Genomic DNA, 16,085 nt, shown 5'->3' with positions numbered 1-16,085 from the left:
AATGTAGCCCGGATGAGCGAAGCGATATCCGGGACGGTATGCGCCGTTCGGATAGAGCTTCCCGGATATCGCTTCGCTCATCCGGGCTACGGGAGATCGAGGAGGGGGCAAGCATGATCGACCACATCTCCGTCGGCGTCAGCGATCTCGATCGCGCTGCAAAGTTCTACGAGGCATCGCTCGCCGCCCTCGGCCTCACGCGCCTCGTCACGCGGCCGCGGACGGTGGGTTTCGGCAAGGCCTATCCGGAGTTCTGGATCAATTTGCGCGAAGGCATGCCGCGTGTCGGGCCGGAAAGCGGCGTGCACATCTGCCTCCGCGCGAAGACCACGGCCGAGATCGATGCGTTTCACGCCGCCGCGCTGTCCGCGGGCGGTGCATCCGATGGCGCGCCGGGCATCCGCCCGCACGATCGCGTGCGCTACTACGCAGCCTTCGTCTTCGATCCCGATGGTAACCGGATCGAGGCGGTAACGTTTCCGCAGGAGTGATCAGAGCTTGCGCGCGACTTCCGGGGCGAGCTGCTTTTCCGCCTCGGCGATCTGTGCCGCTGCCGCTTTCAGCTTCGGCAGGATCTCCTCGACGCGATCGGCCTTGATGATGTCGACCGACAGGCCGGCGCGGATGAACTCGGTCTGGCGCATGTGCGACAGGAGCGAGAACAGCGGCTCCCAGAAATTGTCGATATTAGCGAGCAGCACCGGCTTGGCGTGACGGCCGAGCTGCTTCCAGGTCAGCTGCTCCACCAGCTCCTCCAGCGTGCCGACGCCGCCCGGCAGCGCCACGAAGGCGTCGGAGCGTTCGAACATCAGCCGCTTGCGCTCGTGCATGTCGGGCGTGACGATCATCTCCTGCACGCGCGTCAGCGCGTTCTCGCGCATCCGCAGGAATTCGGGGATGATGCCGGTGACGGTGCCGCCGTGATCCAGCACGGAGGTCGCGACCGAGCCCATCAGGCCGAGCGAGCCGCCGCCATAGACCAGGCGGATGTTGTTCTCGGCGAGGGCCTTGCCGAATGCCTTGGCGCCTTCGGTGAAGCGGGGATTTGTTCCAGGGCCGGAGCCACAATAGACGCAGACGGTTTTGATCGTGCTCATTGGTGCCATGATGCATTGCAGCGAAGAGGCGTCAAGCCCAATCGGTGATTCGGACTGTCCGGAAATCTACCGGTAAATGGCGACAAACAATCGAAGATTCGCCATCTGGCGGGGTGCGCGGGCATCGGGAAGGCTCTATATGACAAGCGAAATTCGTTAATCGCAGCGACGCCCGCATCCGGCGGGCTTTCAGGTTTCTTGATGGATCAACCTCAATCGTTCGACGGCGCCGACGTTCCTGATCCTCCCGGCGGAGGACCGCTGGAGCGGGCCACGCTGATGGGCACGCTGGCGCATCTGTGGCCCTATATCTGGCCGGGCGACCGTTTCGACCTGAAGATGCGCGTGGTCTGGTCGCTGGTGCTGCTGCTCGTCGCCAAGCTGTTCACGCTCGCGGTGCCGTTCAGCTTCAAATGGGCCACCGATGCACTGACCGGCGCCAACACCGCGCCGATCGCGGCCGACAATTGGCACCTCTGGGTGATCGCTTCGCCCTTGCTGCTGACCGCGAGCTACGGCGTGATGCGCATCCTGATGGCGGTGCTGACGCAGTGGCGCGACGGCATCTTCGCCCGCGTCGCCATGCACGCGGTGCGCAAGCTCGCAACCATCACCTTCATCCACATGCACGAGCTGTCGCTGCGCTTTCACCTGGAGCGCAAGACCGGCGGCCTGACGCGCGTGCTCGAGCGCGGCCGCGAGGGCATCGAGGTCATCGTGCGCATGGTGATCCTGCAGCTGATCCCGACCATCGTCGAGGTCTCGCTCTTGATGGCCGTGCTGCTCTGGCAGTTCGACTGGCGCTATGTGGTCGTAACCCTGATCACGGTCGCGGTGTACATGTACTACACCTACATCGCGACCGAGTGGCGGATCGGCATCCGCCGCAAGATGAACGATTCCGACACCGAGGCGAACACCAAGGCGATCGACTCGCTGCTCAACTACGAGACCGTGAAATATTTCGGCGCCGAGGCGCGCGAGGCGCAGCGCTACGACAGGTCGGTGGAGCGCTACGAGGAGGCGAGCATCCGCACCTACACCTCGCTCGCGGTGCTCAACACCGGTCAGGCCGTGATCTTCACGATGGGACTGACCGCGACCATGCTGATGTGCGCGATCGGCGTGCGCAACGGCACCAACACGGTCGGCGATTTCGTGCTGGTCAACGCCATGATGATCCAGCTCTACCAGCCCCTGAATTTCATGGGCATGGTCTATCGCGAGATCAAGCAGGCGATCATCGACATCGAGAAGATGTTCGGCGTGCTCCACCGCGAGGCCGAGATCAAGGACGCAGCCGACGCGAAGCCGCTGGCCGTTACCGCCGGCACGGTGCGGTTCGAGGACGTGCGCTTTGCCTACGAGCCGACGCGGCCGATCCTGAAAGGCATCAGCTTCGAGGTGCCGGCCGGCAAGACCGTTGCGATCGTGGGTCCCTCGGGCGCAGGCAAGTCGACCATCTCGCGCCTGTTGTTCCGCCTCTATGACGTATCAGGCGGAAAGATCCTGATCGATGGCCAGGATATCCGGGCGGTCACACAGGATTCACTGCGCGCCGCCATCGGCATGGTGCCGCAGGACACCGTGCTGTTCAACGACACCATCCGCTACAATATCCGCTATGGCCGCTGGGACGCCAGCGATGCCGAGGTCGAGGAGGCCGCGCGCCTCGCGCAGATCGATCATTTCATCCGTATGGCGCCGATGGGCTACGAGACCCAGGTCGGCGAGCGCGGCCTGAAATTGTCGGGCGGCGAGAAGCAGCGCGTCGCGATCGCGCGCACGGTGTTGAAGGCGCCGCCGATCCTGGCGCTGGACGAGGCGACCTCGGCGCTCGACACACACACCGAGCACGAGATCCAGGGCGCGCTCGACCGCGTCGCCAAGAACCGTACCTCGCTCGTGATCGCGCACCGGCTCTCGACCATCGTCGGTGCCGACGAGATCATCGTGCTGGACCAGGGCCGTATCGCCGAGCGCGGCACCCACGCAAGGCTGCTCGCGCAGGGCGGTCTCTATGCCAGCATGTGGAACAGGCAGCGCGAGGCCGAGGCGGCGCGCGAGAAGCTGGCCAAGATGGCCGATTCCAGCGAGGCGCCCAACCGGGAGCCGCCGCCGGTCGCGGACGTCCTGACGACGCCTGCGGCCGCGGAGTGACCTTGTCTCCGGTCCCAACTCTGGCCTAAACAAGCCCACCGCGCGGGGGGCGCCCCCGTGCCAACAACTCCAGGCGGCAGATAGCGATGTCCATTCTCGATTCGATCCAGCGTCAGATCCCGCCGATCCACAAGGAGGGCTATCCCTTCATCGGCGGCTTTGCGCTGGCGAGCCTGATCCTGTTCTGGCTGTGGTCCCCCCTGGGATGGATCGGTACGATCCTGACCGTGTGGTGCGCGCTGTTTTTCCGCGATCCCGTGCGGGTGACGCCGGTGCGTGAGGGTCTTGTCGTGTCGCCGGCCGACGGCCGCGTCTCGATGATCACCATGGCGCTGCCGCCGGCCGAACTCGGGCTCGGCGACCGGCCGCTGCCGCGCATCTCGGTGTTCATGAGCGTGTTCAACTGCCACGTGAATCGCGCACCCGTAGCGGGCAGGGTGGACCGGATCGCCTACCGGCCCGGCCTGTTCATCAATGCCGAGCTCGACAAGGCGAGCGAGGACAATGAGCGCAACTCGCTGGTGATCTCGACGCCGACGGCGCGGATCGGCGTGGTCCAGATCGCAGGCCTCGTCGCCAAGCGCATCGTCTGCTTCGTCAGGGAAGGCCAGGCGATCGGCGCCGGCGAGCGCTTCGGCCTGATCCGCTTCGGCTCGCGGCTCGACGTCTACCTGCCGGTCGGCAGCAAGGCGCTGGTCTCGGAAGGGCAGACCGCGATCGCCGGCGAGACCATTTTGGCCGACCTTGCCGGCGACGACCCGAGCCGCGCCTTCCGCGCCAATTAACCAAAGTCGGTCCTTGCGGGCCTTCCGCCGCAATGGCGGAGGGGGACGGGGCTTGCTATATCTCGCCCTAAGATAAGGACGAGCCATGACGCCCTACGACGTGAGAGATCCCGATGTCCGCCGCCGGCGGTTCCGCCCCATTCCGGTGCGGATGCTGGTGCCCAACGTCATCACGCTGCTGGCGATCTGCGCCGGCCTGACCTCGATCCGCCTGTCGATCGAGGGGCGGATGTCGCTCGCCGTCTACGCCATCGTGTTCGCGGCCGCGCTCGACGGCATCGACGGCCGCATCGCCCGCATGATCAAGGGCCAGTCCAAGTTCGGGGCCGAGCTCGACAGCCTCGCCGACTTCGTCAATTTCGGCGTCGCGCCCGGCCTGATGCTGTATTTCTGGCAATTGCACGAGCTCGGCAATGCCGGCTGGATCGCCGCGATGGTGTTCGCGATCTCCGGCGGCCTACGACTTGCGCGCTTCAACGCCACCATGGACGATCCGAACAAGCCGGCCTTCGCCGCCAATTTCTTCACCGGCGTGCCGGCGCCGGCCGGCGCGATCACGGTGCTGCTGCCGATCTATGTCGCGTTCCTCGATCTCGGCCGGCTGCCCGCGGCGGTGACGGCGGCCTATACGCTGCTGATCGCCTTCCTGATGGTGTCGCGCCTGCCGGTGTTCTCCGGCAAGACCAAGCGGATGCGCGTGCCGCCCGAGCTGGTGCTGCCGGCCTTCGTCGCGGTGATCGTGTTCATCGCGCTCCTGATCGCCTATCCCTGGCACGTGCTGTCGATCGGCACGGTGCTGTACCTTCTCGCTCTGCCGCTCGGCTACAAATCCTATCGCGATCAGGCGCGCGCGATGGAAGCGACCGCGCCGTCGGGAGGCGAGGTCCCGTCGCCGCCGTCGGCGCCGACACTGGCGAATTTGTCGGAGCCGCCGCACGACGACGACCGGCCCGGACGGCTGCACTGAGCGGCCCCGCGCGGATATCTGCCATGAGGCTCCCTGAGTTGGGTTGAACCCTGATCTCGGCTATATCGCCCTGTGCCGGCGGCATCGCGCCAACAGCGACCGCCAATCTGGGAGAGAACGCCGTGACTGATAAAGCGACCGGGCCGCTGCCCGCTTCCGTCCTCGAAGCGCTGGGCCGCTACGACACCCCGACGATCTGCAACGCCATGGAGATCGTGGCGCCCGAGCGCCGGCTGATCGGCTACACCACCAAGCAACTGGTCTGCCCGTTTCCCGACCTGCCGCCGATCGTCGGCTATGCCCGCACGGTCGCGATCCGCTCCGTGCTGAAATCCTCGCTTGCACCGGAAGAGCAGTCGAAGCGCCGTATCGAGTACTACGAATATGTCGGCACCGGGCACGGTCCGCGCATCTCGGTGATCCAGGACATCGACGGCCCTGATGTCGGCTATGGCGCGTTCTGGGGCGAGGTGCAGAGCAACGTGCACAAGGCGCTCGGCTGCCTCGGCGTCATCACCGACGGCTCGATCCGCGACATCCCGCAATGGGCTCCTGGCTTCCAGGCGCTGGCCGGCTCGATCGGCCCGTCGCATGCCTGGGTGCACGCCGAGAGCTTTGGCGGCGAGGTGCGCGTCGCCGGCATGACCGTGAAGTCGGACGATCTGATCCACGCCGACCAGCACGGCGCCATCGTCATCCCACTCGACGTCGCGGCAAAGCTGCCGGAGGCCGCCGAGCTCTGCGGCCGCCGCGAGACGCCGATCCTGGAGATCGCCCGCAGCCCCGACTTCTCGCTTGAGAAGCTGAAGGCCGCGCTGAAGCGTTCGGCGGAAATCCACTGACAGGTGATTGGGCGGATCTACGGCCGCGACGCCGGCCGTGGATCGCCTTGTTCGGCCAGAAACAGGGCGGCCTGATCCGGCTCACCGAGCACTGCGGCGGCGCATCCGATCAGGGTGAAGCCGCCGGCAAGATCCCACAGCGTGATGTCGTCTGCGCTGTCGGTGGAGTGAAGCAACCGCGCTGCGATTACGGCGAAGGCCGCTTCGACAAAGAGCAACACGCTGAACGCAGGCAGGACGAGCTCCGGCTCCAGCAGATGGAGCGCCAGCACCGCCGGCACCGCGGTGAGAAGACTGAACAGCGTCAACATCGCAAAACGCTCCTGCGCTGGAGCTGGCCGCGTGACCACAGAATAGCAGATCGCCCTTCGTTTCGCCCGTGGCGCAGGGCCGCAGCCGTTTGCCGGCTGGCTCTCGGCAGGAGGACAGCTTCGCGTCGAAAGCGATTGAGGCCTCGGCAATCCCTTACAATTCCGCCCTGGGCTCTAGACTGAATTGCCCGAACCGTGGCTCGGTTCCTGCCAGCAGCCGCTGAATGTTGGCGCGATGGCGCACGATCACGTAGATGCCGCCCGCAATCACCAGCAACCGATAAGGCAACGGCTGCTCCAGGCCGCAGACGAGGGCGATCGCAGTCAGCGCGGCCAGGATCGAGCCCAGCGACACGATGCGAGAAACAGCCAGCACAACGGCAAAAGCGATTGCAGCCCCCACACCGACCGGCCAGGACATCGCCAGCAGGACGCCGAGTCCCGTCGCGGCAGATTTCCCGCCGGTAAAGTTCAGCCAGATCGAAAGGCTGTGCCCCAGCAACGCGGCAAGTCCAGCCAGGCACACGGCCCAGGCTACCCAGCTTTGTAGATCAAGTGTTGCCGGCGGCGTGACAGACGGCCACGTGAAGAGCCAACCGTAAAACCAGCGGGCGAAGACGATCGCCGCGGCACCCTTGAGCAGATCGACCAAGAGCACCACAAACGCAGGCCATTTCCCGAGGGTGCGTAATACATTTGTCGCGCCCGTCGATTTGGAGCCGTGCTCGCGGATATCGATGCCCCTCAGCAGTTTCCCCGCCAGGTAGCCCGTGGGCACGGAGCCCAAGAGATAAGCGATGGCCAGTCCAATCGCGCTCGCAATCCAGAAACCCATGGGATTCACCTCGACGTCCTATATCGAGCAGCATGAGGCAACTCGGCTGCGCGTTATTGAGCCGCGGCCTTGACGCTGAAGACATCACCGTCCGGAGCCGCAATTATGGTTAGCAGAGTATTGAGATTCGTGTCGGTCGTCGGCATTGGGGGACGTCCTCTCGGCGCCCTGCACGCCTCCGGCGCGCCGGCTCAACTTAACCTTTACGCGGCTTTAAGGGCGGCGCTCTAGGGTTTCCGATGCGGTTCGGGGTTGGGCCGCGCCAGCGGCCAGGACGGCCGTTGTTGCGGACGCGTTGGAGTCTTCCATGGATATCATGACGGGCGTTGGGCTCACGGCGGGCATCATCGTCATCACGGCGATGATCTTCATGGGCGGCGACCTGCACATGTTCATCTCCGAACATGCCATGATCATCATCTTCGGCGGCTCGATCTCCGCGACCATGATCCGCTTTCCGCTCTCGGCGCTGCTGCACGGCCTTCCGCTCGGCGCCAAGTTCGCCTTCACCATGAGCCGGCTGTCGGCCCACGACCTCGTCGACGAGCTCGCCCGCATCGCCGAGATCGCCCGCAAGCAGGGCCCGGTGGGTCTCGAAAAGGTCGAGACCGACGAGCCCTTCCTCGCCAAGGGCATCCGCTATGTCGCCGACGGCTACGATCTCGACTTCATCCGCGACAATCTCGAGCGCGACCGCGACAACTTCCTGATGCACCTCGACGAAGGCAGCAAGATCTACCGCGCCATCGGCGACTGCGCCCCGGCGTTCGGCATGATCGGCACCCTGATCGGCATGGTGCAGATGTTCGCCAACATGACCGATCCCTCCAAGCTCGGCCCGTTCATGGCGACCGCGCTGCTCGCCACGCTCTACGGCGCGCTCGTCGCCAACCTGTTCTGTCTGCCGATCGCCGACAAGCTGCACGGCAAGCTGCTGGACGAAGAGACCAACCGCACCCTCATCATCGACGGCATCCTGATGATCCGCGACTCCAAGAGCCCGACCTTGGTGCGCGAAATGCTGCTGGCCTACCTGCCGGAGAAGCATCGCCACGCCGAGGGCGAGCCGGTGCCGGCGTAAGGTCGCTCCCCGGGATCAACAGAGATGGCCAAGAAGAAGCGCGGCGATGCCCACGGCGGCGGTCACGGCTGGTTCGTGACCTTCGCCGATCTGATGGGCCTGATGATGAGCTTCTTCGTGATGCTCGTCGCATTCTCGACGCAGGACGCCAACAAGCTGAAGATCGTCGCCGGCTCGATGCGCGATGCCTTCGGCGTGCAGAGCGAGGCGCGCTACGCCGGCATCGTCGAGTCCGACGGCCTGCCGACACGCCCGCGGCTGAAGAACGTCGATCACATCCAGCCCGAGGATGCCTCCAACACGCCGACGCCGGACCAGGAGGATCGCGACCGCACGTCGGGCGCCAAGATGAAGATCGACCGCAATTTCGCGCTCGCCGCGGCCTCGCTGCGGCAGGCGTTGCAGGACATGCCGGAACTGACCGAGATGTCCAAGCACATCATGTTCGAGGAGACCAAGCAGGGCCTTAACCTCGAGATCGTCGACCAGGACGGCCGTTCGATGTTCGCCGACGGCTCCAAGGTGCCCTATGACCGCACCCGCCGTCTGATCGAGAAGCTCGCGGTCCCGCTCAAGGCCACGCCGCTCCGCGTCTCCATTGCCGGTCACACCGCGGCCGGATTCGTGCCGACCCGCAGCGATTACGGCGCCTTCGATCTGTCGGCCGACCGCGCCAATGCCGTGCGCCAGATCCTCGAGCGCGAGGGCCTGCCGTCCTCCCACATCTTCGCGGTTTCCGGCAAGGCGGACACCCAGCCGCTGTTTCCGGACGATCCCTCGCTTGCCGCCAACCGGCGCGTGACCATCACGCTGATGCGCGAAGATCCGCCGCTGCCGCCGAATTTGAAGCCGTAATCCTCTTGCGCTACCATCTTACCTGAGGCATCTCGTCGCGCAGGCGGCGGCGTGGCCGCGCCGTCACAGCATCCGGCTCCGTGCCTGCTATGCTGTGTGGATTGACAGGCGCGCAGGAAGCGTCAAAAGGCGCCGGATCAAATTCAGGGACGAAGCGTTTTCCATCCTCATGGCGGCGAGCATCACACAGACCGAGACCCAGGAAGGGCCGGTCACCTCGGGTTTTTGGGCCCTTACGCTCGGGAGCATCGGCGTTGTCTTCGGCGATATCGGGACCTCGCCGCTCTACGCATTCCACGAGGCAATGAAGGGCGCGGCCCATGGCGAGCCGGTCTCGCGGGTCATGGTGCTCGGCGTGCTCTCGCTGATCCTGTGGGCGCTCTTTATCGTCGTCACCGCCAAATACGTCCTGCTGCTACTGCGCGCCGACAATAACGGGGAGGGCGGCACGCTCTCGCTGATGGCACTCGGCCAGCGCGCGCTCGGGCGGCGAAGCTGGCTCCTGCTCGCCCTCGGCGTGGTCGGCGCCTCCATGTTCATCGGCGATTCCATGATCACGCCGGCAATTTCGGTGCTGTCGGCGGTCGAGGGTCTGAAGCTCGTGACCCCCGCCTTCGAACACTATGTCGTACCGCTCACCGTCATCATCCTGGTGTTGCTGTTCGCGGTCCAGAGCAAGGGGACCGCGCTGGTGGCATCCGCCTTCGGGCCGGTGATGGTGGTGTGGTTCACCGTTCTTGCGGTGATGGGCGCCGTCCACATCGCCGATGATCCGTCGGTGCTCGCCGCGATCAATCCCTATTACGCGCTGCAATTCCTGCTGTCGCACGGCACGATCGGCCTCGTGACGCTGGGCGCGGTGTTCCTCGCGGTCACCGGCGGCGAGGCGCTTTACGCCGATCTCGGCCATTTCGGCCGCAAGCCGATCCAGTCGGCCTGGATGTTCTTCGTGCTGCCCTCGCTGCTGATCAATTATTTCGGGCAGGGCGCGCTGGTGCTGTCCGATCCCAGCGCGATCGAGCATTCGTTCTACCGCATGGTGCCCGAGAGTCTGGTGCTGCCCTTGGTCGGACTTGCGACCGCGGCGACCGTGATCGCGAGCCAGGCGGTGATCACCGGCGCCTATTCGCTGGTCTATCAGGCGGTGCAACTCGGCCTGCTTCCGCGTTTCGAGGTGCGCTACACGTCTGAGACCCATGCCGGCCAGATCTATCTGCCGCGCGTGAACCGGCTGCTGCTGATCGGCGTCATGCTGCTGGTGCTGCTGTTCCACACCCCCAGCAATCTGGCTTCGGCCTACGGCATCGCCGTTTCCACCACCATGGTCGTCGACGGCATCATGGGCTTCGTCGTGATCTGGAAGCTGTGGAACTGGCGCGCGGCGACGGCTGCGGCGGTGATCGTGCCCTTCGTCGTCGTCGACATGAGCTTCTTCAGCGCCAATCTGCTCAAGCTGCTCGAAGGCGCATGGGTACCGCTGCTGTTCGGCGCGGCCATGGCCGGGACGATCTGGACCTGGCGCAAGGGGACCGGCATCCTGCTTCAGAAGACGCGCCGGATCGAGGTGCCACTGGACGATCTGATCCGGAGCCTGGAGAAGCGGCCGCCACACATCGTCAAGGGCACCGCGGTGTTCCTGACCAGCGATCCTTCCTTTGTGCCGACCGCGCTGCTGCATAATCTCAAGCACAATAAGGTCCTGCACGAGCACAACGTGATCCTGACCATCGAGACCGCGCATACACCGCGGGTCGACCTGTCCGAACGGTTCAGGATGGAGAAGATCAGCGAGAAGTTCTCGAAAGTCCGGCTGCGCTTCGGCTACATGGAGCAGCCGAATGTGCCCAAGGCGCTCGCCATCGCGCGCAAGCAGGGTTGGCAATTCGACATCATGTCGACGTCGTTCTTCGTGTCGCGAAGATCGCTGAAGGCTTCGGCGCAGTCGGGCATGCCGCTCTGGCAGGATCATATCTTCATCGCGCTGAGCCGGTCGGCCAACGACGCCACCGACTACTTCCAGATTCCGACCGGGCGGGTGGTTGAAGTCGGAACCCAAGTGACTATTTGAAAACGCAACTGCTGAACCCATGCGAATTTCGCATGGCGAGTGCCCAAAATCGGGCTAGGCTATGCCGGCAGCGCAGGACTATAAGCCGCGCGCTCTTCCGCCGTTGTGCAGTGAAGCATTTTTAGAGGCCATCGGGCTCTCCCATGACAAGCGACGTAGCAGTTCCCGCCCCGGAAACGGCGGCGGCCAATGGGCATGGCGAGGCCCATACCACCGCCGGTTTCCGCGCGCTGACGCTCGGAAGCATCGGCGTCGTCTATGGCGATATCGGCACCAGCCCGCTCTACGCGTTCCGCGAGGCCGTAATGGCGGCCTCGGGCGCTGAGGGCGCCCCGACGCCGGCCGCCATTCTGGGCGTGGTCTCCCTGATCCTGTGGGCGCTCATCGTGGTGGTGACGCTCAAATACGTCGTGATCCTGCTCCGCGCCGACAATAACGGCGAGGGCGGAACACTGGCATTGATGGCGCTGGCCCAGCGCGCGGTCGGAACCGGCGGGGCGACCATCGTCCTGCTCGGCATCATTTCCGGTGCACTGTTCTACGGCGATGCCGTGATCACGCCGGCGCTCTCGGTGCTGTCGGCGATCGAAGGCATGAAGGACGTCACCCTGACGTTCGAGCCATATATCGTCCCGCTGACCGTGGTGATCCTGGTCTGCCTGTTCGCGGTGCAGTCGCGCGGCACGGCGCGCGTTGCCGCCTTCTTCGGTCCGATCATGTGCGTCTGGTTCGCGGTCCTCGCGGCGGCGGCGATCCACCCCATCATCGAGCAGCCGCAGATCCTGTTCGCGCTGAACCCGCTTTACGCCGTGTCCTTCATGCTCCACCACGGCATCATCGGCTTCGTGACGCTGGGCGCGGTTTTCCTGGCCGTGACCGGTGCCGAGGCGCTCTATGCGGACCTTGGCCATTTCGGCAAGCGGCCGATCCAGACCGCCTGGCTGTTCATCGTGGTGCCGTCGCTGGCGCTGAATTATCTGGGGCAGGGGGCGCTGGTGCTCAGCGATCCCGGCGCGATCGTCAGCCCGTTCTTCCAGCTCTTCCCGCAAGGCTTTTTCCGCGGCAGCATGGTCGTGCTGGCCACCATGGCGACCGTGATCGCGAGCCAGGCCGTCATCACCGGCGCCTATTCGCTGACGCGCCAGGCGATCCAGCTCGGGCTGCTGCCGCGCTTCGAAATTCGCCATACGTCTGAAGCCCATTCCGGCCAGATCTTCATCCCGCGCATCAACCAGCTGCTGCTGGTCGCGGTGGTGCTGCTGGTGCTGCTGTTCCGCTCCTCCAGCGCGCTGGCCTCGGCCTACGGCATCTCCGTCACCGGGACCATGGTGGTCACGGCGATGATGGGCTTTGTCGTGGTCTGGAAGGTCTGGCGCTGGTCGCCGATCGCGGCCGGCGCGCTGATCGCGCCGTTCCTGTTCCTCGACCTGACCTTCCTCGCGGCCAACCTGCTCAAGGTATTCGAGGGCGGCTGGGTGCCGCTGGCGCTCGGTGCGGTCATGATCATCCTGATGTACACGTGGCGGCGCGGCAGCCGGCTGCTGTTCGAGAAGTCGCGCAAGCTCGAGTTCCCGCTCGCCGACCTCGTGGCCATGCTGGAGAAGCGGCCGCCGCAGCGGGTGCCTGGCACCGCCGTGTTCCTGACCTCGGACCCGCTCAGCGCCCCGACCGCGCTGATGCATAGTCTGAAGCACTACAAGGTGCTGCACGAGAAGAATGTCATTCTCACCATCGAGACCGCGCAGACCCCACGGATCGACCCGGCCGAGCGCGTCAGGCTGGAGCAGATCTCGCCGACCTTCTCCAAGGTGACGCTGAAGTTCGGCTTCATGGAATCGCCCAACGTGCCGAAGGCCCTCGCCATCGCCCGCAAGCTCGGCTGGCAATTCGACATCATGTCGACCTCGTTTTTCCTGTCGCGCCGGGCGCTGAAGCCCGCCGCCCATTCCGGCATGCCGCGCTGGCAGGACCGGCTGTTCATCTCGCTGAGCCGCTCCGCGAACGATGCCACCGACTATTTCCAGATCCCCTCGGGCCGCGTCGTCGAGGTCGGAACCCAGGTGACGATCTAGGGCCGGGGATTCGAAGCGCACTTCAAGTCGCTGCGATTTAGCTTTAACTTGCGCCGCGCGGCCCAAGCCTTTGTGGCGCTTGATTTTCGCTTCCCGAGAGGCGAGGTTGCCGCGCGCCGGGATCGCCCCGGCATGCAGCCCGCGACGTTGGAGGATGAAGTGGCAAACCAGGTACAGGATCTGACCCCGGACGAGGTCTCCAAGGGTGTCGCGGAAGGGCGCTATCTGCTCGTCGACGTCCGTGAGCCGAACGAGGTCGAGGCCGAGGCTTACCCTTACGGCGTCGTGGTTCCGCTCTCGACCTTCGATCCCAAGGCGATGCCCGATCCGGAAGGCAAGCAGGTCGTGTTCGCCTGCCGTTCGGGCAAGCGCTCGGTGACGGCCTCGCTCGCGGCGCAGGCGGCGGGCCTGCCTTACGACAAGCATCTGGCCGGCGGCATGCTGGGCTGGAAGGCGGCGGGTCTTCCCAGCAAGGTCGGTGGCTGATCGGCCCCAATGTCTAACAAGATGTCCAAGAGCTCGTCCCTGAACAAGGTCTTCGCCGACCTTCCCGTCACCATCTTCGAGGCGATGTCGCAGGCCGCGCGCGACAACAACGCCATCAATCTCGGCCAGGGCTTTCCTGACGATCCCGGCCCCGAGGACATCCGCCGCGCCGCGGCCGAGGCCTCGCTGAACGGCTACAACCAGTATCCCTCGATGATGGGCCTGCCGGAGCTGCGCCAGGCGATCGCCACCCATTACGGTCACTGGCACGGCCTCAAGCTCGATCCGATGAGCGAGGTGATGGTGACCTCCGGCGGCACCGAGGCGCTGACCTCGGCGATCCTCGCGGTGGTGCAGCCCGGCGACGAGGTGGTCTGTTTCCAGCCGGTCTATGATTCTTACTTGCCGATCATCCGCCAGGCCGGCGGCATTCCGCGCCTCGTTCGCCTGGAGCCGCCGCACTGGCGGCTGAATGAGGACATGCTGAAAAGCGTCTTCAATTCAAAGACCAAGGCGGTGCTGTTCAACAATCCCTTGAATCCGTCCGCGGTGGTCTATCCGCGGGAGGACCTGGAACTGCTCGCGCGCTACTGCCAGGAGTTCGACGTCATCGCGATCTGCGACGAGGTCTGGGAGCACGTCACCTTCGACGAGCACGAGCACATCCCGCTGATCACCATCCCCGGCATGCGCGACCGCACCATCAAGGTCGGCTCCGCTGGCAAGATATTCTCGCTCACGGGCTGGAAGATCGGCTTCGTCTGCGCCGCGCCACCGCTGTTGCGCGTCGCGGCCAAGGTGCACCAGTTCCTGACCTTCACCACAGCGCCGAACCTGCAGGCCGCCGTCGCCTACGGCCTCGGCAAGTCGGACGACTACTTTCTGTCGATGCGCAAGGACCTGACGCGGAGCAGGGACCGCCTGACCAAGGGGCTCGAGAGCCTCGGCTTCCCGGTGCTGAAGTCGCAAGGCACCTACTTCCTCACTGTGGACCTGTCGCCGCTCGGGCTGAACGAGAGCGACACCGAGTTCTGCTGGCGCATCGTGAAGGACTACAAGGTCGCCGCGATCCCGGTCTCGGCGTTCTATGAGCAGGACCCCGTGACCTCGGTGGTGCGCTTCTGCTTTGCCAAGAAGGACGAGACGCTGGACACCGCGCTGGAGCGGCTGTCGGACGCGGTGCGTGGACGCAAGAGGTAGACAGAGATGACGAACGTCAGCCGCTCCGGCTTTGGCCTTGGTTTCGCAATCGCCGCCGCGCTGACGTTGCTCTCCGCCCCAGTTAGGGCCGAGGAGCGGGTCGTCAACTTCTACAACTGGTCCAACTACATGGCACCGGATGTCCTCGAGGCCTTCACCAAGGAGACCGGCATCAAGGTGGTCTACGACACCTTCGACGCCAACGAGACGCTGGAGACGCGCCTGATGGCCGGCAAGTCCGGCTATGACGTCGTGGTGCCCACGGCCTATTTCCTGCAGCGCCAGATCAAGGCGAACATTTTCCAGAAGCTCGACAAGGCGAAGCTGCCGAACCTCGCCAACGCCTGGCCCGTGGTGACGCAGCGCCTCGCCACCTACGATGCCGGCAATGTCTACGCCGCCAACTACATGTGGGGCACGACGGGCATCGGCTACAACGTCGCCAAGGTGAAGCAGATCCTCGGGCCCGACGCGAAGATCGACAGCTGGGACATCGTCTTCAAGCCGGAGAACCTGGCAAAATTTAGAGATTGCGGCGTGCACATGCTCGACTCCGCCGACGACATCTTTCCGGCGGCGCTGAGCTATATCGGGCTCGATCCGAACTCGACCAAGCAGGCGGACCTCGAGAAGGCCGCCGACGTCGTCGCAAAAGTCCGGCCATCCGTGCGCAAGTTTCACTCGTCCGAATATCTCAGCGCGCTCGCGACCGGCGAGATCTGCTTCGTGGTCGGCTGGTCCGGCGACATCATGCAGGCGCGCGCGCGCGCGGCGGAAGCTAAGAGCGGCGTCGAGATCGGCTACACCATACCGAAGGAGGGCGCGCAGATGTTCTTTGACAATCTCGCGATCCCTGCGGACGCCAAGAACGTCAAGGAAGCCTACGAGCTGATCAACTATCTCTACCGCCCGGATGTCGCGGCCAAGAACTCGGACTTTTTGTCCTACGCCAACGGCAACCTCGCCAGCCAGAAGCTGGTCGACCCGAAGATCCTCAACGACAAGAACATCTATCCCGACGAGGCGACGCTCGCGAAGCTCTTCGTCATCACGGCGCGCGAGCCGGCGACGCAGCGGATCATCAACCGGCTGTGGACGAAGGTGAAGACGGGACGGTAGAGGCTCCGGGGACCAGCCTCGAATCCAAAACCTGAAAACAACCCCATGCACAGTAGAGACCGGACGGAAATCATTGGGCTTTTTTGATTTCTGGAAATGCGAAATATTCGGTTGCGGCGTCGGGCAAAACAGCGGCAGAATGGCATGATGCGGTTGGCCTGTGCTGTGGCCCTAAATTCCTCCGTCATGCCCCGCGAAGGCGGGGCA

The 16,085-nt window shown here is 64.8% G+C and carries 14 protein-coding genes and 1 pseudogene; 12 read left to right on the top strand and 3 right to left on the bottom strand.

The window, feature by feature from the left end; all coding sequences use genetic code 11:
- Positions 1-113 precede the first annotated feature (113 nt).
- Entirely contained in the window at positions 114-491 is a 378-nt protein-coding gene (locus IQ16_RS14000) for a VOC family protein (protein ID WP_018645534.1), read from the top strand.
- Here IQ16_RS14000 and IQ16_RS13995 read toward each other — a convergent pair whose 3' ends face one another.
- Positions 492-1,097, bottom strand: coding sequence for an LOG family protein (locus IQ16_RS13995; protein WP_026312401.1), 606 nt, complete (start codon positions 1,095-1,097; stop codon positions 492-494). It lies immediately after the preceding gene.
- A gap of 201 nt (positions 1,098-1,298) precedes the next feature.
- On the opposite strand from IQ16_RS13995, the gene IQ16_RS13990 reads away from it, so the two are divergent.
- From IQ16_RS13990 to IQ16_RS13975, 4 genes and pseudogenes are all read left to right on the top strand, one after another.
- Positions 1,299-3,257, top strand: a complete 1,959-nt coding sequence (locus IQ16_RS13990; protein WP_018645536.1) for an ABCB family ABC transporter ATP-binding protein/permease — start codon at positions 1,299-1,301, stop codon at positions 3,255-3,257.
- Between the two features lie 77 nt (positions 3,258-3,334).
- A pseudogene (locus IQ16_RS13985) lies at positions 3,335-4,042 on the top strand (phosphatidylserine decarboxylase); the annotation flags it as partial.
- Positions 4,043-4,127: 85 nt separating this feature from the next.
- Entirely contained in the window at positions 4,128-5,009 is an 882-nt protein-coding gene (locus IQ16_RS13980) for a CDP-alcohol phosphatidyltransferase family protein (protein WP_018645538.1), read from the top strand.
- 122 nt (positions 5,010-5,131) lie between these two features.
- Positions 5,132-5,851 carry an RraA family protein gene (locus tag IQ16_RS13975; protein WP_018645539.1) on the top strand — a complete coding sequence of 240 codons (720 nt, stop codon included), beginning with the start codon at positions 5,132-5,134 and terminating at the stop codon, positions 5,849-5,851.
- Positions 5,852-5,868: 17 nt separating this feature from the next.
- Here the strand turns inward: IQ16_RS13975 and IQ16_RS13970 are convergent, their stop codons facing one another.
- Positions 5,869-6,162, bottom strand: a complete 294-nt coding sequence (locus tag IQ16_RS13970; protein WP_018645540.1) for a hypothetical protein — start codon at positions 6,160-6,162, stop codon at positions 5,869-5,871.
- Positions 6,163-6,316: 154 nt separating this feature from the next.
- The gene (gene plsY, locus IQ16_RS13965) at positions 6,317-6,997 is read right to left on the bottom strand and encodes a glycerol-3-phosphate 1-O-acyltransferase PlsY (RefSeq protein ID WP_018645541.1); all 681 of its coding nucleotides are present in this window, start codon (positions 6,995-6,997) and stop codon (positions 6,317-6,319) included.
- Between the two features lie 307 nt (positions 6,998-7,304).
- On the opposite strand from plsY, the gene IQ16_RS13960 reads away from it, so the two are divergent.
- The 7 genes from IQ16_RS13960 to IQ16_RS13930 all read left to right on the top strand — a co-directional run bounded on the left by IQ16_RS13960 (position 7,305) and on the right by IQ16_RS13930 (position 15,878).
- Complete coding sequence (locus tag IQ16_RS13960) at positions 7,305-8,078, top strand: motility protein A (protein ID WP_018645542.1); 774 nt, start codon at positions 7,305-7,307, stop codon at positions 8,076-8,078.
- Between the two features lie 24 nt (positions 8,079-8,102).
- The gene (locus tag IQ16_RS13955) at positions 8,103-8,933 is read left to right on the top strand and encodes an OmpA/MotB family protein (RefSeq protein WP_018645543.1); all 831 of its coding nucleotides are present in this window, start codon (positions 8,103-8,105) and stop codon (positions 8,931-8,933) included.
- A 169-nt stretch (positions 8,934-9,102) separates the two neighbouring features.
- Entirely contained in the window at positions 9,103-11,001 is a 1,899-nt protein-coding gene (locus IQ16_RS13950) for a potassium transporter Kup (protein ID WP_018645544.1), read from the top strand.
- Positions 11,002-11,144: 143 nt separating this feature from the next.
- Positions 11,145-13,073, top strand: coding sequence for a potassium transporter Kup (locus tag IQ16_RS13945; protein WP_018645545.1), 1,929 nt, complete (start codon positions 11,145-11,147; stop codon positions 13,071-13,073).
- Positions 13,074-13,232: 159 nt separating this feature from the next.
- Positions 13,233-13,559, top strand: coding sequence for a rhodanese-like domain-containing protein (locus tag IQ16_RS13940; RefSeq protein WP_026312402.1), 327 nt, complete (start codon positions 13,233-13,235; stop codon positions 13,557-13,559).
- A gap of 21 nt (positions 13,560-13,580) precedes the next feature.
- Positions 13,581-14,759, top strand: a complete 1,179-nt coding sequence (locus tag IQ16_RS13935) for an aminotransferase (protein WP_018645547.1) — start codon at positions 13,581-13,583, stop codon at positions 14,757-14,759.
- Positions 14,760-14,765: 6 nt separating this feature from the next.
- Complete coding sequence (locus tag IQ16_RS13930; RefSeq protein WP_018645548.1) at positions 14,766-15,878, top strand: polyamine ABC transporter substrate-binding protein; 1,113 nt, start codon at positions 14,766-14,768, stop codon at positions 15,876-15,878.
- The last annotated feature ends 207 nt before the right edge of the window (positions 15,879-16,085 follow it).

This window comes from Bradyrhizobium huanghuaihaiense (assembly GCF_007830635.1).
GTDB classification, from domain to species: Bacteria; Pseudomonadota; Alphaproteobacteria; order Rhizobiales; family Xanthobacteraceae; genus Bradyrhizobium; species Bradyrhizobium huanghuaihaiense.
This window is presented reverse-complemented; position numbering and strand designations above follow the sequence as displayed.